Genomic DNA, 24,294 nt, shown 5'->3' with positions numbered 1-24,294 from the left:
TTCTTCTATCCGCACTGCGGGTTGGCATAGTAATTATTACAACATCAGAAAGAGCGCTGATAAGGCAGTATGCCCTGACGCAGCATTTGACCGGTGCCCAGGCTATACGAAGGACTCAGGCCACGAAGCTCAATGTTGAATGAGATTTTATTGTCGTACTTACTGCTATCGTTTTCCCAACTGGTAATTTTACGCTCGTAGCCCAGACGGATTGCATAGCAGCAGGAGCTGTACTGCACACCCAGCAGCTGATCGGCAGGCTGGCGGGCTTTAGTATCGTAATACCATGCGCCTACCACTGACCAGGCATCGGCCACCGGCCAGCTGGCCGTTGCCCCAACCTGCGATATGCCCTGCTGATAACCCGGGTTGGTTATCTGACTTAGCGTCTGCTCGATGTATTCCGGGCTGGTGTAGCGATAGTTCAGCTGCACCATCCGGTCTGCATCCTGGCGGTACTCCAGTACGGCGTTCCCCTGGGAAACGTTATCGAGGTGGGTGTCATACTGCACGCCACCGCGCGCGCCCCAGCGGTCGCTGATCTTCCAGTAGGTATCACCTGCCCAGACCAGACTGCCGCGATCGTCGCTGTCCGCCGTCTCAAGACCGGTACGAGATGGGGTAAACGAGTAAATTTGACCTATAGAAGCGTTAAAACGTTCAACCAAATCGTTATCAAAAATTCGCGTGGTGATGCCGCTGGTCATTTGGTTGGCAGACGCGATGCGATCCAGGCCGCTGTAGGTGCGGTCACGGAACAGGCCGGTATAGTCACTTTGCAGCAGCGTGGAGTCGTAGGCGCGAATATCGCTCTGGTCGCGGTACGGGATATAGAGGTACTGAAGGCGCGGTTCCAGGGTCTGGGTATAGCCCGGAGACCAGTCCATATCGCGATCGAATACCATTTTGCCGTCAACCTTAAACTGCGGCATGGTGCGATTGACGCTGCTTTTAAGCTGGTTGACTTTGGTGGTATCAACATTCTTGTTGTAGTAGTCAATGCCATCCTGCTCGTAGTGGGTCGCCAGCAGTTTCGCTTCGGTATTCAGGCTGCCCCAACCGTTCGACAGTGGCAGGTTGATCGTCGGTTCAAGGTGCAGACGCGTAGCGTCAGGGTAGTTTTCGTTGACGTTAGTGAACTTCACCGCCTGGGCGTAGAGATGCGTATCGAACGGGCCGACATCGTTCTGATAATAGTTGTAGTCGAACTGCGGTTCAGCGCGATAGACATCGTTATTAGCGTTGGTGGAGAAAATCTGGAACTGTTTGGTCGACAGGGTGGCATCCCAGTTTTTCTCGGCGTAGCCGACGCTAAACTTCTGCGTCACGTAGCCGTCGGTGGAGCTACCGTAGGTCGAATCCAGATCGGTAAAGTAGTAGGGATCGCTGACCTTGGTGTAGTCAACGTTAAAGCGCCAGTTCTGATCGTAAACGCCGGAGTGCTTCCAGAAGAAGAGCCAGCGATTAGAGTCTTTATCATCAGAGATATTGCGCGATGCGGCATCCCGGTTGTACTGGTCGTCGGTGGGCAGGTAGTCGAACTCCATCAGGCCTGCACCGGCTTTGGTCAGATAGCGGAACTCATTCTGCCACTGCATGCCACGCTTGCTCATGTAGTGCGGCGTGATGGTCGCATCCGCCTGGGGCGCGATGTTCCAGTAGTAGGGGAGAATAAATTCAAAGCCGTTTGAACTGCCGTACTTCGCATTAGGGATCAGGAAGCCGGAGCGGCGGCGGTCACCAATAGGCAGTTGCAGATAGGGGCTATAGAGTACCGGCACTGCGCCAATTTTGAAGCGGGCGTTCCAGATCTCCGCCACCTGTTCTTCGCGATCCTCAATCACCTCGGTTCCCGCTACGCTCCAGCTGTTATCGCCGGGCAGACAGGAGGTGAAGGTGCCGTTTTCAAGGATGGTATAGCGGTTTTGTCCGCGAAGCTTCATCTGATCGCCGCTGCCGCGGCCCTGACGACCCACCATCTGATAGGTCCCATTCCAGACGTTGGTGTCTTTGGTATTCAGGTTGGACCAGGCTTTCGGACCTTTCAGGATGACCTGATTGTCGTCGTAGTGCACATTACCCAGTGCGTCCACGGTGCGAACGGGCGTCGGCTGGCCCGGCTGCGGTTTCTGATGCAGCTGTACCTCATCAGACAGCATGCGGCTGTTGCCCTGCCTGATGTCAACATTGCCGTTGAATACCGCGTTATCCGGGTAGTTACCTTTCGCGTTATCCGCGTTAATGGTGACCGGCAGCGCGTTGGTATCCTTCCCCTGCACCAGCGGGCGGTTGTAGCTGGGCACGCCCAGCATACACTGGGAAGCGAGGTCATCGGCCAGGCCTTGCTGGCTGTAAAGCGCTGTGCCGATTAGCGTGGCCAGCAAAGTAGGTAGTCGTTTTTTCATACGCGGTATCAAAATTCCGTGATAGCTGACATCTTGCCGAAAAACGCTCAGAGACTAACGTACTCAACTGCGTTGCGCTAGTGTTAATCCTGGTTGTTTGACCGCGTTGCCGTTAGGCTCTTGAGTAAATGACGGGTATGATAATGCAATTTTTAACCTTCGGCATGGCGAATTGAGGAGTATATGCGCTATTGGGGAAAAGTAATGGGTCTTGTGCTGGGTTTGTTAAGCGGCACCGGCTTTTGGGGACTGGCAATCGGACTGCTTATCGGCCACCTGGTTGATAAAGTACGAAGTGTACAGGGGCAGGGCTACTTCACCAATCAGCAGACCCGGCAGACGCTGTTTTTCCGTACCACCTTTCAGGTGATGGGGCATTTGACCAAATCCAAAGGGCGCGTCACCGATGCGGATATCCAGATGGCCTCGCTGCTGATGGACAGAATGCAGCTGCACGGCGAGGCGCGAACCTCGGCCCAGCGCGCGTTTCGCGAAGGCAAAGAGGGCAACTACCCCTTGCGGGATAAGCTCCGCGAGCTGCGCAGCGCCTGCTTCGGGCGTTTTGACCTCATCAGGATGTTCCTTGAAATCCAGATTCAGGCCGCCTTTGCCGATGGGTCACTGCATCCGAACGAGCGTCAGGTGCTGTACGTCATCGCCGAAGAGCTGGGGATTTCCCGCAGCCAGTTCGATCAGTTCCTGCGCATGATGGCCGGTGGACAGCAGTTTGGCGGCGGCAGCTATTCTGCCGGGGGCGCGGGTGCTCAGGGTGGTTTCAATCCCGGGCAGCGCGGGCCGACGCTGGAAGATGCCTGTAGCGTGCTGGGTGTAAAAAGCAGCGACGATGCCGCCACCATTAAGCGCGCCTACCGTAAGCAGATGAGCGAACACCATCCGGATAAGCTGGTCGCGAAGGGGCTGCCGCCGCAGATGATGGAGATGGCCAAGCAGAAAGCGCAGGAAATTCAGGCCGCTTACGACCTGATTAAACGGGAAAAGGGCTTCCGCTAACCCTTCTGCTCAGGTTTCACGCCTGCCGCGCTTAAAAATCAGCGGGCTGCCGGAAGGTCATAGGCGAAAGGTATTTAGGGTGAGTGATGGTCAGCATTTCCGCATGCAGCTGCAGGCGCGAGGCCATCGCTCTCGCCTCGTCATGGGCGTAAAAATTATCCCCTAAAATCGGATGGCCCAGCGCCAGCATATGGACCCGCAGCTGGTGTGAGCGGCCGGTGACCGGTTTCAGCTGCACCCGGGCGCTGTTATCCGCCGCGTACTCCAACACCTGGTACAGGGTTTGCGCCGCCTTCCCGGTCTCAAAACAGACCTTCTGCTTAGGGCGGTTTGGCCAGTCGCAGATCAGCGGTAAATCAACCACGCCTTCTTCCGGCTGCGGATGCCCCCAGACGCGCGCCACATAGGTTTTCTGCGGCTCACGCTCGCGAAACTGCCTTTTCAGCTCACGTTCGGCCTGCTTGGTCATTGCCACCACCATTACGCCGCTGGTGGCCATATCCAGCCGGTGAACCGACTCTGCCGACGGATAATCACGCTGAATACGCGTCATGATGCTGTCACGGTGTTCCGGCTGGCGACCCGGCACGGAGAGCAGTCCGCTGGGCTTGTTGACCACCATAATAAAGTCATCCTGATACAGGACGTGTAGCCAGGGCTCTTGCGGGGGATTGTAGGGTTCCATTCTGCTGCCTTAGCGGGGCGACCTGCGCCGCCCCATGCGTAATTACTGATGCGTGACGACGATCAGGCGCAGCGCATCCAGGCGCCAGCCAGCTTCACCCAGCGCCGACAGAACCTGCTCGCGGTTGCTCTCCAGCGCGTCAATCTCATCCTGACGGATGTTTGGATTGACGGCGCGCAGGGCATCCAGGCGCGACAGCTCCGCACTCAGCTTCTCGTCGGCTTCCCGGCGGGCAATATCAATCAGCGCGCGGGCTTCTGCGGCCGCCTGATCTTCCGCCAGCTTGAGGATCGCATGCACATCCTGCTGCACCGCATTAACCAGCTTGCTGCCGTTATGACGGTTGATGGCGTTCAGCTGGCGGTTAAAGCTTTCAAACTCCACCTTGCCCGCCAGGTTGGTGCCTTTGCGGTCAACCAGCATGCGTACCGGCGTCGGCGGCAGGAAGCGGGTCAGTTGCAGATGCTTCGGCGCCTGCGCTTCCACCACGTAAATCAGCTCAACCAGTAGCGTTCCCACCGGCAGCGCCTTATTTTTCAGCAGCGACAGCGCGCAGCTGCCGGTATCGCCGGAGAGGATCAAATCCAGACCGTTGCGCACGATTGGATGCTCCCAGGTGACGTACTGCGCATCTTCACGCGACAGCGCCTGATTGCGATCGAAGGTGATAGTGCAGCCATCCTCCGGCAGTCCAGGGAAATCCGGCACCAGCATATGGTCGCCCGGCGTCAGGACGATCAGATTATCACTGCGATCTTCCTGATTGATGCCGACGATATCGAACAGATTGAGTGCAAAGTTAACCAGCTCAATATCATCATCCTGCGCGCTGATCGCCCCGGCCAGCGCCTGAGCCTGCTCGCCGCCGTTGGAGTTCAGCTCCAGCAGGCGGTCGCGGCCCTGTTCCAGCTGGGATTTCAGCGCATCGTGCTGGCTGCGGCAGTCGGCGATAAACGCATCCAGCCCTTCGGTGTTATCCGGCGTGGCAAGAAATTCGATCAGCCGTGAATAGACGCTGTCATAGATGGCGCGGCCGGTCGGGCAGGTGTGCTCGAACGCATCCAGCCCTTCGTTGTACCAGCGTACCAGCACCGCCTGAGCGGTTTTTTCCAGCCACGGCACGTGGATCTGAATATCATGCGCCTGCCCGATACGGTCCAGGCGGCCAATACGCTGCTCCAGAAGGTCCGGGTTAAACGGCAGATCGAACATCACCATCTGGCTGGCAAACTGGAAGTTACGTCCTTCAGAGCCAATCTCCGAGCAGAGAAGTACCTGCGCACCCTCTTCCTCAGAAGCAAACCACGCGGCGGCGCGGTCGCGTTCAATGATTGACAACCCCTCATGGAATACCGCCGCCTTAATGCCTTCGCGCTCGCGCAGTACCTGCTCAAGCTGAAGCGCCGTGGCGGCCTTGGCGCAGATCACCAGCACTTTGTGCTCGCGATGGCTGGTCAGGAAGCCCATCAGCCACTCCACGCGCGGATCGAAATTCCACCAGGTGCCGCTGTCGCCCTCGAACTCCTGATAAATTTGCTCGGGATAGAGCATATCGCGAGCGCGTTCATCGGCCGTTTTCCGCGCGGCCATAATGCCGGAAACCTTGATGGCGGTCTGATACTGCGTCGGCAGCGGCAGACGGATCTGATGCAGCTCGCGCTTCGGAAAGCCTTTCACCCCGTTACGGGTGTTACGGAACAGCACGCGGCTGGTACCGTGGCGATCCATCAGCATGCTGATCAGCTCTTTGCGCGCCTCCAGCTTGCCTTCGCCGTCGCTGTTGGCGGTTTGCAGCAGCGGCTCGATATCCTGTTCGCCCATCAGATCGTTCAGCATGTTCATCTCCTGCTGGCTGATGGACTTATCGGCCAGCAGGCCGGTCACCGCGTCGGCGATGGGGCGGAAATGCTGCTGCTCCTCAACAAAGGCGTCAAAGTCGTGGAAGCGATCGGGGTCCAGCAGGCGCAGGCGGGCAAAGTGGCTTTCCATACCCAGCTGTTCTGGCGTGGCGGTCAGCAGCAGTACGCCGGGGATCTGCTCGGCAAGCTGCTCGATCACCTGATATTCACGGCTCGGCTGCCCATCTTCCCAGGCCAGGTGGTGGGCCTCATCGACAATCAGCAAATCCCACTCGGCGTCTGCCAGCATCGCCAGACGCTGTTTGTTGCGGCGGACGAAGTCGAGCGAGCAGATCACCAGCTGCTCGGTTTCAAAGGCGTTGTCGCTGTCCTGCTGGGCCTGGGTGTAGCGTTCGTCGTCAAACAGGGCAAAGCGCAGATTGAAGCGACGGAGCATCTCCACCAGCCACTGGTGTTGCAGCGTTTCCGGCACCACGATTAACACGCGCTCGGCGCGGCCCGCCAGCAGCTGCTGGTGGATAATCATCCCGGCTTCGATGGTCTTGCCGAGTCCTACCTCATCCGCCAGCAGCACGCGTGGCGCATGGCGTCGGCCCACATCGTGAGCGATATGCAACTGGTGAGGGATCAGGCTGGTGCGCATACCGCGCAGGCCGCTGACCGGCAGGCGGTACTGCTCGCTCTGATATTTACGGGCGCGAAAGCGCAGGGCGAAACGATCCATGCGGTCGAGCTGGCCGGCAAACAGGCGATCCTGCGGCTTGCTGAACACCAGCTTGCTGTCGAGCATCACCTCGCGCAGCAGCACGCCGGTTTCGCCCGTGTCCAGCCGCGTCCCGATATAGTCCATCAGCCCGTTTTCGCTGAGGACTTCTTCCACCTCAAGCTGCCAGCCTTCATGGCTGGTAATGGTGTCACCCGGATTGAACATCACGCGGGTGATAGGAGAATCATTTTTTGCATAAAGACGGTTTTCACCGGTGGCGGAGAAAAGCACAGTCACCATGCGCGTATCGACCGCGACGATAGTTCCCAGTCCCAGTTCGCTTTCCGTATCGCTGATCCAGCGTTGACCAAGTGTAAAAGGCATAGATATTCGGCTCGATTCTCGTAGTGATAATTTCAGGCAATAGCACGACCGCCCGGCAGAGTCTGCCCGGCAGAAAAATTCAGATAATCAGGAAGGGCGCTATGGTACTGGAAGGTGGCGCGTTCGTCACCTGTCAAAACAAACCCAACTGACCTGTTACCAGTGTAGCAAAGTCATCCTGAAGGAAAGGAAGGATGCCGTCGGCAACCGGCTGCAGCTGACGGGAGAGATAGTGCTCATAGTCCAGCGGCGTGATACGGGCTTCCAGCGGCTCGGGGCCGGAGGTCGCCATCACGTAGCGGATGCGTCCACCGTTCTGATAGAGCAGCGGCCGACCCAGCTTCTGATTCTGCTCATCGGCGATCCGCGCCGCGCGCACGTGGGGCGGGACGTTGCGCTGGTAATCGTTAAGTGGGCGACGCAGGCGTTTGCTGTAGGTGAGCTGTTCATCCAGCTCGCCCTCCAGCAGCTGGCGGACGGTTTCGCGGATATAATCCTGGTAGGGTTCGCCCTTGAAAATTTTCAGATAAAGCGCCTGCTGAAAGCGCTGAGCCAGCGGCGTCCAGTCGGTGCGGACCGTCTCCAGCCCCTTAAAGACCATGCGCTCTTCCCGATCGGTGCGGATCAGCCCGGCATAGCGCTTTTTGCTTCCCTGTTCGGCTCCGCGAATGGTCGGCATCAGGAAGCGGCTGAAGTGCGTCTCATATTCCAGCTCCAGCGCGCTGTCCAGATTGAACGTCTGCCGCAGATGGTCGCGCCACCAGCCGTTGATATTTTCCACCAGGCGCTGACCAATGGCGGCGGCGCTGGCTTCATCATGGGGCGTTTTCAGCCAGACGAAAGTTGAGTCGGTATCGCCATAAATTACGGTGTAGCCTTCGGCCTCCACCCGCTCCCGGGTCAGACGCATAATTTCGTGGCCGCGCAGGGTGATCGACGAGGCGAGGCGGGGGTCGAAAAATCGGCAGGCGCTGGTACCGAGTACGCCATAGAAGGCGTTCATAATGATTTTTAGCGCCTGAGAAAGCGGTTTGTTACCCGCTTTTTTAGCGGCTTCACGCCCCAGCCAGATCTGCCTGACGATTTCCGGCAGGCAGTGGTTGGTGCGGGAAAAGCGCGCCTCGCGAAAGCCGCTCACCGAGTCTGCCTCATCGGGATGCGCCAGACCCTCTACCAGCCCCACCGGATCGATCAGGAAGGTGCGGATAATCGACGGGTACAGGCTCTTGTAATCCAGCACCAGCACCGAGTCATACAGACCCGGGCGGGAGTCCATCACGTAGCCGCCAGGGCTGGCTTCCGGTGCCACCTCGCCCATGCCGGGGGCAACAAAGCCCGCCCGGTGCATGCGGGGCAGGTAGAGATGGCTGAAGGCGGCCACGGAGCCGCCGTGCCTGTCTACCGGCAGACCGTTGACGGTGGCGCGCTCCAGCAGGAACGGCATCAGCTCGGTATGCTGGAAGATGCGCGTGACCAGTTCGCAGTCCTTCAGGTTATAGTGCGCCAGCGCAGGTTTATCCTCGGCAAAACGCCGGTTGATCTCCTGCATCCGGTCCCAGGGATTATCAATCGCTTTGCCTTCTCCCAGCAGCTCGCGGGAAACGGACTCCAGGCTGAATGAGCTGAAGTTCCAGAAGGCGGATTTCAGCGCGTCAATTCCGTCGATCACCAGCCGTCCGCTCATCTGCGCAAAAAATATCCCCGGCTTAAAGCCGTGCTCGCGCCACTCCAGCGCCTCGCCGTTGCGCCCCAGCCGCAGGGGAATCCCGTAGCGATCGGCGTGTTTTTGCAGCACGCGGAGATCGAACTGCACCACGTTCCAGCCGATCAGCACGTCCGGGTCGTGCCGGGCAAACCACGCATTGAGCTTTTCCAACAGCTGAGGGCGGCTGGAGACGTATTCCAGCGTAAAGTCCAGCGCGCTGGCATCGCCATTTTCTGGCCCCAGCATATAGACAACCCGCTCGCCGCAGCCCTCCAGGCCGATGCAGTACAGCTCGCCCTGGCGGGTGGTTTCAATATCCAGCGAAACCCATTTAAGCGGTGGACGGTAGTCAGGGTGCGGCTTAAGGCGGGCGTTGACCAGGCTGTCGCCAGCCGGTTCGCCGCTAAACCAGACCGGGGAGGTAATAAAGCGCTCCATTAAAAAGCGTTCGGGCGGGCGAATATCCGCCTCATACAGGGTGATGCCGTTTTCACGCAGCAGCTTTTCCAGCCTCTGAAGCTGACGATACTGTGTGCAATAGAGCCCGAAAACCGGGCGCTGGTGAAAATCTTTTAGCGTCAGTGAGGCCAGCCGAAAATGTCGCTCCTGCTTGAGCAGGGTTTCAACCCGCGAGCGGTATTCCAGCGGAATAAAGGCGACCGATTCCTGTGGCGGTAGCACCACGCGCTGCGGACCCTCGTCCGTGGCCAGCCAAAATACCACCTCCGTACCGGCCGACGTATCCCGCCAGTGGCGGGTGAGCAAGAAACCTGCGCGTGCGTTGTTCACCGGAACCCTTATTATTGCTTTGATGGCTAATAATAGCATGTTCAGGCATCACAACAGATAGTCAGTCCGGGTTAACGGGTGGGGAGAGTCCGCGAACGTTTGCGGCTAAAGTAAAGGCTGGTAGGTCCGTAAATTACTAAAACGTAAATAAAAAATAAATTTTGATAACTCTGTAATAATCATAATGCCTGCGCCTGAATATGTCTCACCCGCCTCTCTCAGGAGAATCACCATGAAGATGAGTCCCCGCTACTTATTCATGCTGTTTGCTTTCTCGCCGGGCGCTTTTGCCCATGTGAAATGGTTTGTGCAGTTTGACACCACTAAAGAACCTGAGTCGATTATTGACCTGCTCAGCGAACCGCAGATAGGGGTGCTGTTGTTACTGTCGGTGGCGGCTATTTTTGTCACCTCCTGGCTGGATCGCCGCTGGCCGTCGCCGGTTGACGTTCCTCGCTGGCAAAACCGACTAACGGCACTGGAAAGGATGGCGCCCTATATCATGCGTTACGGTACCGGCCTTTTCTTTCTGACGCTGACGCTGCTGTTCCCCTACATTATGCTGACGCCAGAGTTGGTGACGGATAATCCGGCGCTGCGCTACGTGCATTTTCTGATCGCGCTCACCGCCTTTCACCGCAGAACCAGTATTATTGCCGGTCTGGGCATACTTTTTCTCTACAGCTATGCCGTGCAGCTGTACGGGACGTTCCACATGCTGGATTATCTGGTGTTCGTTGGAACGGCGGTCTACCTGATTATGCAGAGTTTTCGTCAGCCCGGGCAGCAGGGGGGAGAAATTGAGCTGCTGCGTCTGACGCTCTGTTACTCCTTCCTGTGGGGGGCCATAGAAAAGTTTATGCAGCCCGCGCTGTTCGACCAGTTGCTTACCGGACACCCCTATCTGACCATGGGTATCGACTGGGAATTTTTTGTTCGCGCCGCCGGATTCGTAGAGTTCTGTCTGGCCTGGCATATCCTGACCGGCAGGCTGGCGGGTTATATTTCGCTGGGCGCACTGGCCGTGCTGGTGCTGGCCGCTATCATCCCGTTTGGTACGGTTGATTTTATCGGGCACTTTTTGTTTGTCGTGCCGCTGATAGCCGTTGCCTTTACCCCCAGACGGCAGCCGGTATTTGCCACACCCCTGACCAATACCCTCGGATTCCTGGCCACGCTGGTGCTGCTGTTCGCCTTTGCCTATATAAGCTATTACATCCTTCATTACTCTCTGCATCCGCATCTGTTCCATTAAGCGTATCCGACGGGGGGCCATGCCGGCGGGCGAAGGGGGCCCGCCCGTCGGCATCCGCATCCGCATTCGCATACAAAACAGCTCTTGACGGATCGGGAGAGGCTCAGGACAATCCGTCCTCAATTAAACAGAACGTGAGTTGTATGGAAGCCTGGCTGCAACACCTTGTTACGCAATCACTGGCCTTTTCGCTATTGGCTATTGGGGTGATCACCTTTTTCGAGTCGCTGGCGCTGGTCGGCCTGCTGCTACCCGGCACGGTCCTGATGGCTTCCTTTGGCGCGCTGATTGGCAGCGGACAGATTGGGCTGTATCCCGCCTGGGCGGTCGGCACGTTGGGCTGCCTGATTGGCGACTGGATTTCGTATCTGATTGGCTGGCAGTTTAAGGGGCCGCTGCATCGCTGGTCGTTTATCAAAAGACATCAGAAAATGATGGATAAAACCGAACATGCGCTGCATCAGCACAGTATGTTCACCATCATTGTGGGGCGCTTCGTGGGGCCGACGCGGCCGCTGATCCCGCTGGTGGCCGGCATGCTTGAACTGCCGGTTAAGAAGTTTATCCCGCCGAATATCATTGGCTGCGTGCTGTGGCCGCCGCTCTATCTGCTGCCGGGTATCCTCGCGGGGGTGGCGATTGACGTTCCTAAAGACGCCAGCAGCGGCAGCTTTAAATGGCTGCTGCTGGCGGTTGCAGTGGTGGTCTGGCTGGGCTGCTGGCTGGGATGGCGCTGGATGCGATCGAAAAAGCAGTCCGACTGGGCAACGCCCTGGCTGCCCGCATCCCGCCTGCGCTGGCTGGCACCGCTGATGCTGCTGCTTGCCGTCGCCAGCTTTACCGCTATCCAGTTCCACCCGATGATGCCGGTTTTCCGCCATCTGCTGTGGCACGTGTTTATCGGCGGCTGAAGGTAATACCGCTGCGGCAGGGCGTTATTAGTGGCTGAGGGAGATGTCGGCTTTTCCGGCATCCCGTCAGCGCAGAGCGATCCCTAACACCGCCGCCTCGGCGACCTCGCCGTTGAGCAGCGCACGGGTGCTGCCATCCCAGTAGATTTTCCCGTCCACCACCAGCACGCTGCGGGGGGCGATGCGCGCGGCGTCCCCGACGCTGTGCGACACCATCAGCAGGGTAATATTACGCTCAAGGCAAACCTCGTCCACCAGCTGGAGCATCTCTTTGCGCAGCGCCGGATCCAGCGCTGAAAAAGGCTCATCCAGCAGCAGCACCGGCTGCTGACGCACCAGGCACCGCGCCAGCGCCGCACGCTGACGCTGACCGCCGGAAAGCTCGCCGGGCAGACGTTGCAAATAATCCTGCAAACCGACGCGCTGCGCGATGTTGCGCAGCGTCTGCTTTTGCTGCTCATTCAGCCTCAGCCCCGGATGCAGCCCCAGCCCGATATTCTGCGCCACCGTCAGGTGGGGAAACAGATTATTTTCCTGAAACAGCATCGAAACCGGGCGTTTCGCGGGGGGCGCAAGGCGCTGTTCCTCGCCGTTAATCAGCAGGCTGCCTCCGTCCACCTTAAGAAAACCGGCGATCAGGCTGAGCAGGGTACTTTTGCCCGCGCCACTGGGGCCAAGCACCGCCAGCCTTTCGCCCGCTTTCATGCTGAACGTGAAGCGCATCGGGAGGTGGTCATAGAGATAGGTCAAATCAGTCAGCGTCAGCATGGCGTCCCGGCAGTTTTTCAATCAGGGTGAACAGCAAAAAGCACAGCATCAGCAGGAGCAGGGCGGTAACCGCGCCGTCTGCGCTACGGTAAGCGCCAATTTGCTGATAGAGGTAGAACGGCAGGGTGCGGAAATCGTCGTTGCCAAACAGCGCCACCACGCCAAAATCACCGACGGAGAGTACGCAGGCAAAGGCTAGAGCCTGCGCCAGCGGCACCCTTAGCGCGCGCAGCTCAATGAGCCGCAGACGATTCCAGCCGCGAATATCCAGCGACAGGCACAGACGGTTATAGCGTTCAGCGATATCGCGCAGCGGGTTTTCCAACACCTTCATCGCATAGGGGATCGCCATCAGCGCGTTAGTGAAGATAATAATGCCGTCAGCCTGCTGGGGCAGCCCGACCGTTTGGTTCAGCAGCAGAAAAAAGCCGGTCGCCAGCACGATCCCCGGCATAGCCAGAATCAGCATTCCGCTCAGTTCGAGTGACTCGCCCCATCCCGGATGCTGACGCAGCCGTAGCTCGCGGCTGCTCCACAGCAGCATCACCGTCAGGATCACGCTAAGCATGCCCGCGCCCAGCGCAATACGTACCGAGGTCAGGGTTGCCAGCCACAGCGGCCTTTGCCGGAGCACGGTCAGCAGGCCGGCGTTCAGCCCGTCCGCCACGATCGCCAGCAGCGGCGGAAGCAGCAGCAGCAGCGCCAGCCCGATAGCCAGCCCGTCGCCCAGCTTTGCCAGCAGGCTGTCCTCGGGATTGCGCCAGCCCGCAATGCTGTTGCTGCCGGAGGGCAGTGCTTTGCTCAACCGCTGGCTGAGTATCACCAGCCCCAGGCAGCAGACCATCTGAATCATCGCCAGCAGCGCCGCCCGGCCAGGATCGTAATCGAAGCTCAGCGCCTGAAAGATCGCCAGCTCGATGGTGGTCGCTTTTGGCCCGCCGCCCAGCGACAGTACGGTGGCAAAGCTGGCGAAGCAGAGCATAAAAATCAGCGCACCCGCAGGAAGGATCTGCCGACGCAGCCAGTACCACTCCACGCGATAAAAATGGTTCCAGCCGCGCAGCCCAAGCTGCGCCGCCAGCTGTCGCTGCTCGCCGGGGATAAGCTCCAGCGTTTGTAAAAACAGACGGGCTGCCAGCGGCAGGTTGAAGAAGACGTGCGCCAGCAGGATGCCCTGCAGGCCATAGGGGGAGAAGTGGTAATTAATGCCAAGCAGGGCGCAGAGCTGGGCCAGCCAGCCCGTTCTGCCGTAGACGCTGAGAATGCCAAATACCGCGACCAGGACCGGCAGAACCAGCGTCATGGCGCAAAGGCGCAGCAGCGTACGTCTGCCGGTAAAGCGGCGGCGGTAGAGCGCACGGGCAAGGGGGATGGCGGGGATAACCGACAGCGCCGCCGACAGTAGCGCCTGCCCGAAGGAGAAGCGCAGGACGTGCCAGAGATAGTCATCATCCCAGATGTCACGCCAGTTTATCGCCGGAGCATTCTGCCAGAGCGCGGTAAAGGCCAGCAGCGCCGCTGCAACCAGCAGCGTGGCGGCCACACCGCCAGGCACCATCCAGCCGGTAATCAGCGGCTGACGGCGCGTTGCCATTCACTTATCCACTGGCTGCGCTGGCTGGCGACCTCTTCCGGCGTGAACGTCAGGGTCTTCGCCGGGATGGTCAGCGTATCAAATCCGGCGGGTAGGGCGGTTTTCACTACCGGATACATCCAGTTGCCGGTGGGAATGCTCTGCTGGAAAGGTTTATCCAGCATAAACTGCATAAATTTCTGCGCCAGTTCTGGCTGCCTGCTCGACTTTAGCTGCCCGGCCACTTCGACCTGAAGGTAGTGCCCCTCCTGAAAGTTCGCCGCCGCGTACTGGCTCTTTTTCTCTTCGATCAGATGATAAGCCGGGGAGGTGGTGTAGCTCAGCACCATATCGCCTTCTCCCTTCAGGAACAGGCCATAGGCTTCGCTCCAGCCTTTGGTGACGGTGACGGTTTTTTGCGCCAGTTTCTGCCATGCCTGCGGCGCGCTGTCGCCATAGACCTTTTTCATCCACAGCAGCAGCCCGAGGCCCGGCGTACTGGTGCGCGGATCTTCATAGATGACCCTAAGCGGACGATCGCTGTCGACCAGTTCCCTGAGGCTTTTCGGTGGGTTTTGCAGCCGGGTCTTGTCATACACGAAGGCAAACCAGCCGTAGTCGTAGGGCACAAAGGTGCTGTTATGCCAGCCGCCAGGCAGGGTTATGCTATGGGTATCGACCCTGGCGGGCGCAAACAGGCCGGTTTTCTGCGCGGCATCCAGCAGGTTGTTATCCAGCCCGAGCACCACGTCGGCCTTGCTGTTTTTGCCTTCCATCCGCAGTCGGTTGAGCAGCGAGACGCCATCTTCCAGCGCAACATATTTCAGTTCGCAGCCGCAGCGCGCTTCGAAGGCTTTTTTAATCGCCGGGCCAGGGCCCCATTCGGCGGAAAAAGAGTCGTAGGTATAGACCGTTAGCTGGGGCTTTGCCGCAAGCGCAGGGAGGGAGATCAGGACCAGCAGGGGCAGCACTTTTTTTAACACTTTGCGTTCCTTAACAGGTTAGGGGGTCGCAAAGGATCTGAGCGGGAGAATACTCTCAAATCCCTACGCCGGTACAAGCCGGATCAGGTTCGACGGGTCTGTCTCAGCGAAAAAAAACGGCTGCGCGAGCAGCGTGATAAGAGCGTGGTTTTTCGCACCCCGTTGAGAACGGACTATTCTAGTGATTTCCCCGCCCGGGCGAAAGCGTCATGATTCCGGCGGTGCAAACCAGGCAGATTTGAAGTCGAACCAGCCCAGCGTATTCATCCGTACGCCGCGCATACTGCGCTGGCCTTCCAGCAGCAGCCAGTGGTGAAAAAGGGGGTGCAAATAACCGCTTGCAAGCAGCTGCTGGCTCCATTCGGCCAGCGGCAGGCTGTTTTCTCGCCAGCGCCGGACATCCTGCTGCCAGTTAATGGAGATACAGTGGTGCACCAGCGGGATCTCATACAGCAGGGCGAAAACCGAGAACGCCAGCGGCAGGGTGAAATTAGCACTGCCCAGCCAGATGTCGCTTTCGGCGTCTCCCCGGTGCCAGGTGTCGTAATCGACCTGGCGGGTCAGCAGTTCAACGCCCTGTGCTGCCAGCAGCGGGGCCAGCGTGTTAGCGATGCCCTGGTGCTCAATGTGATCGTTGTACCAGGTGAGCGTCAGTGAGGTCAGCCCATCGGGCTTTGCCAGCGGTGCCATGTCGCGGCGATGATGCCAGCGTGGCAGCAGGCCGTAAGCCGGAAACCAGTAGCGCTGGTAGCCCGGCTCCGATCCGTTGAGCAGGGCGATCGGGTTTAGCACACTGCTCACCCAGCGACGGATCTGCTCATCGCGGCCGTTCGCTGAACGCTGATCGAACAGCAGGAAGTAGCAGCCCTCCTCGAGGCGGCTCTCCTCAGATTTTTCGTCAAGCGTCGAACCCTGAAGCTTGACCCCTGAGTAGACCAGCTCCTCGCTGATTTCCGGCAGTACCCAGATACTGACTTCATCAATCAGCGCCCGGTAGCCAAAGTAGTCGTCAAAGGCCTTAATGCGCAGCCGGGTCTGCTGATTGCCCACCACGGCATAGGGGCCGGTGCCGACCGGCTGGCGGGAAAAATGGGGCAGGGTGGGCCACTCGTTCGGCAGGATCATGGTACTGACGCTGCCCAGCAGCCAGGGGAGCCAGCTGTCGGGATAGGCCAGATGGAGATCGAGCGTCCAGGGCGTAGATGATTCAATCCGCAGGATATGCGAGTAGAGCGGCTGCGGCTGTACCCGTTGCAGGGTGCCGATCACGTCCGCCATCTCCAGTTCCCGTCCGTGATGAAAGCGGATGGCGGGACGCAGGAAGAAGCGCCAGTGGGTTGGGGATACCTGTTGCCAGTGATGGGCGATATCCGGTTCGATTTCCCCATTTTCCTCATTTATCCGCGTCAGGCTGCTGAAGATCTGTCTTGCAAGGTGCGTTTCAGAACGACGCAGCGGCGTACCCGGCAATAAATTCAGCAGGGAGCGGTAATAGAGCACGCGCAGGATGTGTTTTCCCTGACGAAAGCTGCGGCCAAGGTGAGAGACAAGCATCTGCCGCACGGTGTCTTTGTCGCCAACCAGCTGGACAAGCTGGTCGATACGATCCTGCTCCAGCAGCTCTTCTGCCCGCTGCCGCTGAAGCATCAGACCGGTATAGAGAAAACTCAGGCGGGCGCGTTTTCCCCGTCCCGGCTCCGCCTGCCAGGCCAGCCAGCCCGCCTGCTGCATTGCATTCAGCAGGTTACGCATATGCCGGCGTGAACAGCTCAGCTGCTCCGCCAGTTCGCCGAGGGTGGTCGACTGCGGCTGTCCATCGCAGCTCTGCCACAGACGAATAAACTGCTGCTGTAAGCGGGGTGAAGACATAAAAGGGGAACTCTCGCCTGAAAGCTGTCTGTTTTTCGTGCCCTATATTAAAGCGATAATGGTAAAAGATGGAAGAGCGGGAGGCATTCTCTGAATGGCGCTCGACCATCTGTGAAATTTGAATCTGAGTATGGTGCAATTTCACCAGCCAGCGGGCTTTTAAAGCCGCTGGCTTTTTTCATTAGTGCCACTTTTAACCTATGCTTCCTGTTTGTCTGACGCGTGCCGCGTCGACCTTTAGTTGTTGAAGGACCAGGTATGAAATCGCTTCTCACGCGTCGTCGCGGTGTTAACCCCGTTTATCTCGCCTTTATGGCCGTCTCTTTTATGGTGGGGGTGGCGGGCGCGCTACAGGCACCGACGCTCAGCCTGTTTCTGAGTCGGGAAGTCCACGTCAGCCCGCTGTGGGTTGGCCTGTTTTATACCATCAATGCCGTGGCCGGTATTGCCGTCAGCCTGCTGCTGGCTAAACGCTCGGACAATCGCGGCGATCGGCGCAGGCTAATTATGTTCTGCTGCCTGATGGCGGTGGGGAACGCGCTGCTGTTCGCGTTTAACCGCCACTATCTGACGCTGGTCACCTGCGGCGTGCTGCTGTCGGCGATCGCCAGCGTCTCGATGCCGCAGATTTTTGCTCTCGCCCGCGAGTACGCTGACAGTTCGGCGCGGGAAGTGGTGATGTTCAGCTCGGTAATGCGTGCGCAGCTGTCGCTGGCATGGGTCGTTGGGCCGCCGCTCTCCTTTGCCCTGGCGCTTAACTATGGCTTTACCACCATGTTTATCATCGCCGCCGGGCTGTTTGTGCTTTGCCTGGCGCTGATCGCATTTACGCTGCCCTCCGTCCCACGCGTTGAGCAGCCCGCAGAGGTGCCGATCACCCAAACTGGCGGCTGGAAGAATCTGGATATCAGGCTGTTGTTTATCGCCTCGCTGCTGATGTGGACCAGCAACACTATGTATATCATTGATATGCCGCTTTATATCAGCAGCGTGCTGGGGCTGCCGGATCGACTTGCGGGACTGCTGATGGGCGTCGCGGCCGGACTGGAGATCCCGGCGATGCTGCTGGCGGGATATTACGTTAAGCGCTTCGGTAAGCGGAAGATGATGCTGTTTGCGCTGGTGGCCGGTATTGTTTTTTATGGCGGCATGGTGCTGTTTCAGTCGCGCACGGCGCTACTGGTGCTACAGCTGTTCAACGCGATATTTATTGGCATCGTGGCCGGGATAGGCATGCTCTGGTTCCAGGACCTGATGCCCGGCAGGCCGGGTGCCGCAACCACGCTGTTTACCAACAGTATCTCTACCGGGGTGATTATGGCCGGGGTGCTCCAGGGCGTCATGGCCGAAAACTTTGGCCACTACTCGGTCTACTGGGCGGCGCTTGCCCTGCTGCTGGCGTCGCTGGTGATGTCTGCCAGGGTGAAAGACGTGTAGCGCGGCCGGGTGCGCAGAAGCGTACCCGGCTGCGTCATGCGCCAGTGAGTACGGCTATTTAGCGCAGAAAGGCCGGCTGCTGAGCTTCATAAGCTGAAATTTCCGCGTCGTGCTGTAGCGTCAGGCCAATATTATCCAGCCCGTTGAGCAGGCAGTGGCGGCGGAAGCCGTCAATGCTGAAGGCATACTGCTGCTCCCCGGCAACCACCTGCTGCCGTTCAAGGTCAACGGTAAAGCGGATGCCGGGCTGAGCGGCAACCTGCTGGAACAGCGCGTCAACCTCTTCTTCCCTGAGCGAAACCAGCAGTAGCTGATTGTTGAAGGCGTTATTAGCGAAAATGTCCGCGAAGTCGCTGCCGATAATCGCCCGAATGCCATAGTCCGCCAGCGCCCAGGGGGCGTGTTCCCGCGACGAGCCGCAGCCAAAGTTTTCACGGGTTAGCATAATACTGGCACCGGCAAACTCGGGCTTGTTCAGCACGAAGTCCGGATTGGGGATCTGCCCGGCGGCATCCGTATAGCGCCAGTCGTAGAAAAGATTACGCCCAAACCCGGTCCGGGTGACCATTTGCAGAAACTGCTTAGGGATAATGGCATCGGTATCGACATTGGCGATATCGATCGGCACCACGACGCCGGTATGCCGGGTAAATTGAGTGGCCACTGCGCTTCTCCTTAAGGTAATAACTGCATTGGGATGGTAGCGGTTGCCGCAGAGCCGGGCAGGTCGCGAATATCGGCAAAGTGACCCGCTACCGCTGCCGCTGCCGCCATGGCCGGACTCAGGAGGTGCGTCCGCCCCCCGCGGCCCTGACGCCCTTCGAAGTTACGATTGCTGGTAGAGGCGCAGCGTTCGCCGGGGCTGAGGCGGTCGTTATTCATCGCCAGACACATCGAACAGCCGGGCAGGCGCCACTCGAAACCGGCAGCCAGAAAAATTTTATCCAGTCCCTCGGCCTCGGCCCGTTCCTTCACCGGTCCGGATCCGGGGACGACATAGCCCTGTACGCCCGGCGCAATTTTATGACCTTTCACCACCGCGGCCGCCGCGCGCAGATCCTCAATACGAGAATTGGTGCAGGAACCGATAAAAACCTTATCAATACGCACGTCGCTCAGGCGGATGCCGGGCTTGAGGTCCATATAGGCCAGCGCTTTTTCCGCCGATGCGCGCTCGATGGGATCGCTAAACGTCGCCGGATCCGGGATGCATTCATTTACGGCAATCACCTGGCCCGGATTGGTTCCCCATGTTACCTGGGGGGCGATATCCGCCGCGTTGATCGTGACCACCTTGTCGAACGCCACGCCCGGGTCGCTTTTCAGCGTGCGCCAGTAGCTGACGGCCGCGTCCCACTGCTGTTCATCCGGCGCAAACTGGCGCCCTTTGACGTAGCGAAAGGTGGTTTCATCCGGTGCGACCAGGCCTGCTTTAGCACCCAGCTCAATAGCCATATTACACAGCGTCATACGGCCTTCCATGCTGAGCCGCTCAACCGCCTCACCGCAGAACTCCACCACGTGTCCGTTACCGCCGCCGCTGCCGGTTTTGCCAATAATGGCCAGCGCAATATCCTTCGCGGTAATGCCCGGCGGCGTCTCACCGATCACTTCAATTTTCATTGTCCTGGCGCGCGCCTGCTTCAGCGTTTGCGTCGCCAGTACATGCTCGACTTCCGAGGTGCCAATACCAAATGCCAGCGCGCCAAAGGCCCCGTGCGTCGAAGTGTGCGAGTCGCCGCAGACAATGGTCATACCCGGCAGAGACATGCCCTGTTCAGGCCCGATAACGTGAACGATGCCCTGGAAGGGGTGATTCAGGTCGTACAGCCGGACGCCAAATTCATTACAGTTTTTGACCAGCATCGACATCTGAATACGGGCCATTTCGCCGCTGGCATTAATGTCCCGCGTCTGGGTGGAGACATTATGATCCATTGTCGCAAACGTTTTTGTTGGCTGGCGGACGGGCCGGCCATGGGCGCGCAGCCCATCAAAGGCCTGCGCGGACGTCACCTCATGCACAAGATGGCGATCAATATAGAGCAGCGGCGTTTCATCAGGCGCGTCGTACACAACGTGCGCATCAAACAGCTTTTCATAGAGTGTTTTCATCGTCAGGTTCCGCTGATAAACCGGGCAATAAGGGTGCCCATTTCATCGGTGCCAATCGAATCGCCGTTCCCGGCTAAGTCTCCGGTGCGATAGCCTTCTGCCAGTGCGTGGCTTACCGCCTGTTCAATCGCATCCGCCGCGTCCCCGGCGTCCAGGCTGTAGCGCAGCAGCAGTGCCAGCGACAAAATCTGCGCAACAGGGTTGGCGATGTTTTTACCGGCGATATCCGGGGCTGAACCGCCTGCCGGTTCAAACAGGCCAAAACCCTTTTCATTAAGGCTCGCCGACGGCAGCATCCCCATCGAACCGGTTATCATGGCGCACTCGTCGGAAAGGATGTCACCAAACAGGTTTGAGCAGAGCACCACATCAAACTGCGACGGTGCTTTAATCAGCTGCATAGTCGCGTTGTCGATATACATGTGGCTGAGCGCAACGTCCGGGTAATCCTTCGCCACATCGCTGACCACTTCCCGCCAGAGGATAGAGGATTGCAGCACGTTGGCCTTGTCTATCGAGGTCACTTTATTACGACGCTTGCGGGCAGACTCAAAGGCGATGCGGGCGATGCGCTCAATTTCAAAGCGGTGATAGACTTCGGTATCCCAGGCCTTTTCGTGTGGTCCCTGTCCTTCGCGTCCTTTTGGCTGGCCAAAGTAGATGCCACCGGTCAGTTCGCGCACCACCAGAATATCAAAGCCCTGGGCGGCGATATCGGCACGCAGCGGGCAAAAGGCTTCCAGACCGCTGTGCAGGCTGGCCGGACGCAGGTTGCTAAACAGTCTGAAATGCTTACGCAGGGGCAGCAGTGCGCCGCGCTCCGGCTGTTCAGCGGGAGGTAAATGCTCCCACTTAGGGCCGCCCACCGATCCAAACAGGATCGCATCCGCCTGTTCGCAGCCGGTCACCGTGACCTGCGGAAGCGGCTCGCCGTGACGATCAATCGCAATGCCGCCGACGTCATATTCGCTGGTGGTAATGCGCATCCCGAAGCGCTGGCGAACGGCGTCCAGCACCTTTGATGCCTGCGCCATCACTTCCGGGCCGATGCCATCACCGGGCAGAACTGCAATATGGTAGCTCCTGGACATTACACCGCTTCCTTCTGGTCGTTAGTTTGAGATTTACGCAGCAGTTCCTGCTCCACCTGACGTGAGCGCCAGATATTGTTCAGCGCGTTGATCATCGCTTTGGCAGAGGATTCGACGATATCCGTTGCCAGCCCGATGCCGTGGAATTTCCGCCCGTTGTAGTTGACGACGATATCCACCTGGCCCAGCGCGTCTTTACCGTGACCCTGCGCGGTGAGCTGGTAGTTGACCAGTTCTGCGTCGAACTCGGTAATACGGTTGATGGCCTGGTATACCGCATCGACCGGACCGTTTCCGGTCGCGGCTTCGGTTTTCTGCTGGTCGCCGCAGCGCAGCTGGACGGTCGCCGTGGCAATCACGCTGGATCCGGACTGAACGTTAAAGGTATCCAGTGAAAAGTATTCCGGCTCCTCTGACTGTTTATTGATAAACGCCAGGGCTTCCAGGTCGTAATCAAATACCTGGCCTTTTTTGTCTGCCAGGGCTTTGAATGCCTCGTACAGCGAGTCCATGTTGTAATCGGTATCGGCGTAGCCCATCTCTTCCATACGGTGCTTCACGGCCGCGCGACCGGAGCGGGAGGTCAGATTCAGCTGCACCTGCTTCAGCCCGATGGATTCCGGGGTCAGAATTTCGTAGTTTTCGCGATTCTTCAGTACGCCATCCTGATGGATGCCAGAGGAGTGTGCGAACGCGTTAGAACCGATAATCGCTTTGTGCGCCGGGATGGGCATATTGCAGATTTTACTGACGGTCTGGCAGGTACGGTAGATTTCCTGATGATTGATGCGGGTGTGAACATTCATCAGCTGGCTACGGGTTTTAATCGCCATAATGGTCTCTTCCAGCGCACAGTTACCGGCACGCTCGCCCAGACCATTCATTGCGCCTTCAATCTGACGGGCGCCCGCGTTGACCGCTGCCAGTGCATTGCCGACTGCCATACCCAGGTCGTCATGGGTATGTACCGACAGGATAGCTTTATCAATATTTGGGACGCGCTCGCGCAGTGCGCTGAAGATGCTGGCGTATTCCCATGGCAGGGTGTAGCCCACGGTGTCCGGGATGTTGATAGTGGTTGCGCCGGCGTTGATCGCCGCCTCAACCACCCGGCACAGGTCGTCAACCGGCGTACGCCCGCCGTCCTCGCAGGAGAATTCGACATCGTCGGTGTAGTTACGTGCTCGCCTGACCATTTTCACTGCACGTTCAATCACCTCGGGCAGGGTGCTGCGCAGTTTGGTGGCGATATGCATGGGCGAAGTGGCCAGGAAGGTATGAATGCGAAAGGCGTCGGCTACGCGCAGGGCTTCGTAAGCGGCATCAATATCTTTTTCCACGCAGCGGGCCAGTGCGCAAACGCGACTGTTTTTGATCTGACGGGCGATGGTTTGAACGGATTCAAAGTCGCCCGGTGAAGAGACAGGAAAACCGACTTCCATGACGTCAACGCCCATTTTTTCCAGCGCCAGGGCAATTTGCAATTTTTCTTTCACACTCAGGCTGGCCTGTAATGCCTGTTCGCCATCGCGCAGAGTGGTATCGAAAATAATGACTTGTTGGCTCATCGGATAATTCCTTGTCGAATTTGTTTTGCCGTTACTGCGGGCATAAAAAAACCCGCGCTGCGGCGCGGGTTTTTTAAGTCTGAAGTGTGAATCAGTGATTGATTCCGCCCACCAGGCTACCGCGCAATAAGGATGCGTTTAGTAGTAGACCGAGTAGGCGGGTTGAATAAATCATTGAATCAGACCTCAATAAATTGTGCTGTTGCTTTATTGATACTTGATCGGCGGGGGAGATGTCAACCCGGGATCTGAAATAACAGCGTAAAGGCTGGGGGGAAATATTCTGTCTGCGAGGATATTCGCAGAATAAATGGCAAACTGGTGAAACGCGGTATCTGCGGTGTCGGTGGACAATCCCTGCGGTTGTCGGTTGGTTGTTAGGGCTGCCATAGCTGCGGTGTCGGAGGATAATCCCAGCGGTTGCCGGTTAGTTGTTAGGGCTGCCATATCTGCGGTATCGGTGGACAATCCCTGCGGTTGTCGGTTGGTTGTTTGGGCTGCCATAGCTGCGGTGTCGGAGGATAATCCCAGCGTTTGCCGGTTAGTTGTTAGGGCTGCCATAGCTGCGGTATCGGTGGACAATCCCAGCGTTTGCCGGGCGTCCTCGCGCCAGGCTCTGCCTGGTGCCTTTGGCTCCGACTCCGGGCCGGACGGCCCGGTCGCGAGCGGGCATCCCTGCCCGCCGCTCCCTGAGTGCAACATCCCTGCAGCCCTCGCCTGGCCCTCCGTCTGCGCCGCAGCGCTGCGGAATGCCCGTCAACCGCAGGGATTGTCCCCCTCTCGGGCTTCTCAGTTGCTTTCAGTGAACCCGTTTATCTGGCCGCAGCTATCTGATCGACTTCCAGTTAAGCGCTGTTCGTGCGCAGGCTTTTGAGCCGCTTTAAGTTAACAACGTTGATTTTTGGTGCCACCCATTAGCGCCCTGCTATGTGGCTGGCGAGCCGCAATATCCGTTATTTCGCGGACAATCCCAGCGTTTGCCGGGCGTCCTGCCCGCCGCTCCCTGAGTGCAGCATCCCTGCTGCCCTTGCCGGGCCTTCCGTCTTCACCGCAGCGCTGCGGAATGCCCGTTAACCGCTGGGATTATCCACCTCTCTGGCTTTTAAGTTGCTTTTACCGCAGCCAGCACAATGCAATAAGCAGGCGGGTGGGGCCCGGTGACAGGCATTCCGCAGCGCTG

At 58.4% G+C, this 24,294-nt stretch carries 16 protein-coding genes and 1 riboswitch; of the genes, 4 read left to right on the top strand and 12 right to left on the bottom strand.

The annotated features are described in order from the left end of the window. Window positions 1-44 precede the first annotated feature (44 nt). On the bottom strand, window positions 45-2,405 hold the full coding sequence (gene lptD / locus A1830_RS17100; RefSeq protein WP_067709075.1) for an LPS assembly protein LptD: 2,361 nt from the start codon (window positions 2,403-2,405) through the stop codon (window positions 45-47). A 183-nt stretch (window positions 2,406-2,588) separates the two neighbouring features. Here lptD and djlA point away from each other — a divergent pair, with 183 nt between their 5' ends. Beyond that, window positions 2,589-3,416, top strand: coding sequence for a co-chaperone DjlA (gene djlA / locus A1830_RS17095; protein WP_067709073.1), 828 nt, complete (start codon window positions 2,589-2,591; stop codon window positions 3,414-3,416). A gap of 31 nt (window positions 3,417-3,447) precedes the next feature. On the opposite strand, the gene rluA is transcribed toward djlA, so the two are convergent. From rluA to polB, 3 genes are all read right to left on the bottom strand, one after another. Continuing rightward, window positions 3,448-4,101 carry a bifunctional tRNA pseudouridine(32) synthase/23S rRNA pseudouridine(746) synthase RluA gene (rluA, locus tag A1830_RS17090; RefSeq protein ID WP_067709071.1) on the bottom strand — a complete coding sequence of 218 codons (654 nt, stop codon included), beginning with the start codon at window positions 4,099-4,101 and terminating at the stop codon, window positions 3,448-3,450. Window positions 4,102-4,143: 42 nt separating this feature from the next. Beyond that, entirely contained in the window at window positions 4,144-7,050 is a 2,907-nt protein-coding gene (rapA, locus tag A1830_RS17085; RefSeq protein WP_067709069.1) for an RNA polymerase-associated protein RapA, read from the bottom strand. Window positions 7,051-7,183: 133 nt separating this feature from the next. Next, window positions 7,184-9,544 (bottom strand): DNA polymerase II, encoded by a 2,361-nt coding sequence (polB, locus tag A1830_RS17080; RefSeq protein ID WP_067709067.1) that lies wholly within the window; start codon window positions 9,542-9,544, stop codon window positions 7,184-7,186. A 232-nt stretch (window positions 9,545-9,776) separates the two neighbouring features. Between polB and A1830_RS17075 the strand changes: the two genes are divergently transcribed. Together A1830_RS17075 and A1830_RS17070 are read left to right on the top strand one after the other, a co-directional pair. Then, entirely contained in the window at window positions 9,777-10,799 is a 1,023-nt protein-coding gene (locus A1830_RS17075) for a hypothetical protein (RefSeq protein WP_231877659.1), read from the top strand. Between the two features lie 143 nt (window positions 10,800-10,942). After that, complete coding sequence (locus A1830_RS17070; protein ID WP_067709063.1) at window positions 10,943-11,710, top strand: DedA family protein; 768 nt, start codon at window positions 10,943-10,945, stop codon at window positions 11,708-11,710. A gap of 66 nt (window positions 11,711-11,776) precedes the next feature. On the opposite strand, the gene thiQ is transcribed toward A1830_RS17070, so the two are convergent. The 4 genes from thiQ to sgrR all read right to left on the bottom strand — a co-directional run bounded on the left by thiQ (window position 11,777) and on the right by sgrR (window position 16,903). Continuing rightward, window positions 11,777-12,478: a thiamine ABC transporter ATP-binding protein ThiQ gene (gene thiQ / locus A1830_RS17065; protein ID WP_067709061.1), complete on the bottom strand. Its 702-nt coding sequence runs from the start codon at window positions 12,476-12,478 to the stop codon at window positions 11,777-11,779. After that, entirely contained in the window at window positions 12,462-14,072 is a 1,611-nt protein-coding gene (thiP, locus tag A1830_RS17060; protein ID WP_067709059.1) for a thiamine/thiamine pyrophosphate ABC transporter permease ThiP, read from the bottom strand. Before thiP ends, thiQ begins: the two co-directional genes overlap by 17 nt. Beyond that, window positions 14,048-15,034 carry a thiamine ABC transporter substrate binding subunit gene (gene thiB / locus A1830_RS17055; protein WP_067709056.1) on the bottom strand — a complete coding sequence of 329 codons (987 nt, stop codon included), beginning with the start codon at window positions 15,032-15,034 and terminating at the stop codon, window positions 14,048-14,050. Before thiB ends, thiP begins: the two co-directional genes overlap by 25 nt. Window positions 15,035-15,076: 42 nt before the next feature. Beyond that, a riboswitch (TPP riboswitch) is annotated at window positions 15,077-15,206 on the bottom strand. A 35-nt stretch (window positions 15,207-15,241) separates the two neighbouring features. Continuing rightward, the gene (gene sgrR, locus A1830_RS17050) at window positions 15,242-16,903 is read right to left on the bottom strand and encodes an HTH-type transcriptional regulator SgrR (RefSeq protein ID WP_067709054.1); all 1,662 of its coding nucleotides are present in this window, start codon (window positions 16,901-16,903) and stop codon (window positions 15,242-15,244) included. A gap of 258 nt (window positions 16,904-17,161) precedes the next feature. Between sgrR and A1830_RS17045 the strand changes: the two genes are divergently transcribed. Then, window positions 17,162-18,340 (top strand): sugar efflux transporter, encoded by a 1,179-nt coding sequence (locus A1830_RS17045; protein WP_067709052.1) that lies wholly within the window; start codon window positions 17,162-17,164, stop codon window positions 18,338-18,340. Between the two features lie 58 nt (window positions 18,341-18,398). Here A1830_RS17045 and leuD read toward each other — a convergent pair whose 3' ends face one another. From leuD to leuA, 4 genes are read right to left on the bottom strand one after another with little or no spacing between them, the layout of a single operon-like run. Then, window positions 18,399-19,004, bottom strand: a complete 606-nt coding sequence (gene leuD, locus A1830_RS17040; RefSeq protein ID WP_067709050.1) for a 3-isopropylmalate dehydratase small subunit — start codon at window positions 19,002-19,004, stop codon at window positions 18,399-18,401. Window positions 19,005-19,015: 11 nt separating this feature from the next. Then, window positions 19,016-20,455, bottom strand: coding sequence for a 3-isopropylmalate dehydratase large subunit (leuC, locus tag A1830_RS17035; RefSeq protein ID WP_067709048.1), 1,440 nt, complete (start codon window positions 20,453-20,455; stop codon window positions 19,016-19,018). A gap of 2 nt (window positions 20,456-20,457) precedes the next feature. Beyond that, complete coding sequence (leuB, locus tag A1830_RS17030; protein WP_067709046.1) at window positions 20,458-21,546, bottom strand: 3-isopropylmalate dehydrogenase; 1,089 nt, start codon at window positions 21,544-21,546, stop codon at window positions 20,458-20,460. Further along, window positions 21,546-23,114: a 2-isopropylmalate synthase gene (gene leuA / locus A1830_RS17025; protein WP_067709044.1), complete on the bottom strand. Its 1,569-nt coding sequence runs from the start codon at window positions 23,112-23,114 to the stop codon at window positions 21,546-21,548. The genes leuB and leuA overlap by 1 nt, the downstream gene beginning before the upstream one ends. Window positions 23,115-24,294 lie beyond the last annotated feature (1,180 nt).

It is taken from the genome of Erwinia sp. ErVv1 (assembly GCF_900068895.1).
In the GTDB taxonomy this organism is placed as follows: domain Bacteria; phylum Pseudomonadota; class Gammaproteobacteria; order Enterobacterales; family Enterobacteriaceae; genus Erwinia.
The sequence above is the reverse complement of the archived record's forward strand: the minus strand, read 5'-3'. Positions and strand labels throughout refer to the sequence as shown.

Bases quoted from the DNA above. Each gene is read 5' to 3' on its own strand.
- lptD (WP_067709075.1), bottom strand. From the start codon at position 2,405: ATGAAAAAACGACTACCTACTTTGCTGGCCACGCTAATCGGCACAGCG.
- djlA (WP_067709073.1), top strand. From the start codon at position 2,589: ATGCGCTATTGGGGAAAAGTAATGGGTCTTGTGCTGGGTTTGTTAAGC.
- rluA (WP_067709071.1), bottom strand. From the start codon at position 4,101: ATGGAACCCTACAATCCCCCGCAAGAGCCCTGGCTACACGTCCTGTAT.
- rapA (WP_067709069.1), bottom strand. From the start codon at position 7,050: ATGCCTTTTACACTTGGTCAACGCTGGATCAGCGATACGGAAAGCGAA.
- A1830_RS17075 (WP_231877659.1), top strand. From the start codon at position 9,777: ATGAAGATGAGTCCCCGCTACTTATTCATGCTGTTTGCTTTCTCGCCG.
- A1830_RS17070 (WP_067709063.1), top strand. From the start codon at position 10,943: ATGGAAGCCTGGCTGCAACACCTTGTTACGCAATCACTGGCCTTTTCG.
- thiQ (WP_067709061.1), bottom strand. From the start codon at position 12,478: ATGCTGACGCTGACTGATTTGACCTATCTCTATGACCACCTCCCGATG.
- thiP (WP_067709059.1), bottom strand. From the start codon at position 14,072: ATGGCAACGCGCCGTCAGCCGCTGATTACCGGCTGGATGGTGCCTGGC.
- sgrR (WP_067709054.1), bottom strand. From the start codon at position 16,903: ATGTCTTCACCCCGCTTACAGCAGCAGTTTATTCGTCTGTGGCAGAGC.
- A1830_RS17045 (WP_067709052.1), top strand. From the start codon at position 17,162: ATGAAATCGCTTCTCACGCGTCGTCGCGGTGTTAACCCCGTTTATCTC.
- leuC (WP_067709048.1), bottom strand. From the start codon at position 20,455: ATGAAAACACTCTATGAAAAGCTGTTTGATGCGCACGTTGTGTACGAC.
- leuB (WP_067709046.1), bottom strand. From the start codon at position 21,546: ATGTCCAGGAGCTACCATATTGCAGTTCTGCCCGGTGATGGCATCGGC.
- leuA (WP_067709044.1), bottom strand. From the start codon at position 23,114: ATGAGCCAACAAGTCATTATTTTCGATACCACTCTGCGCGATGGCGAA.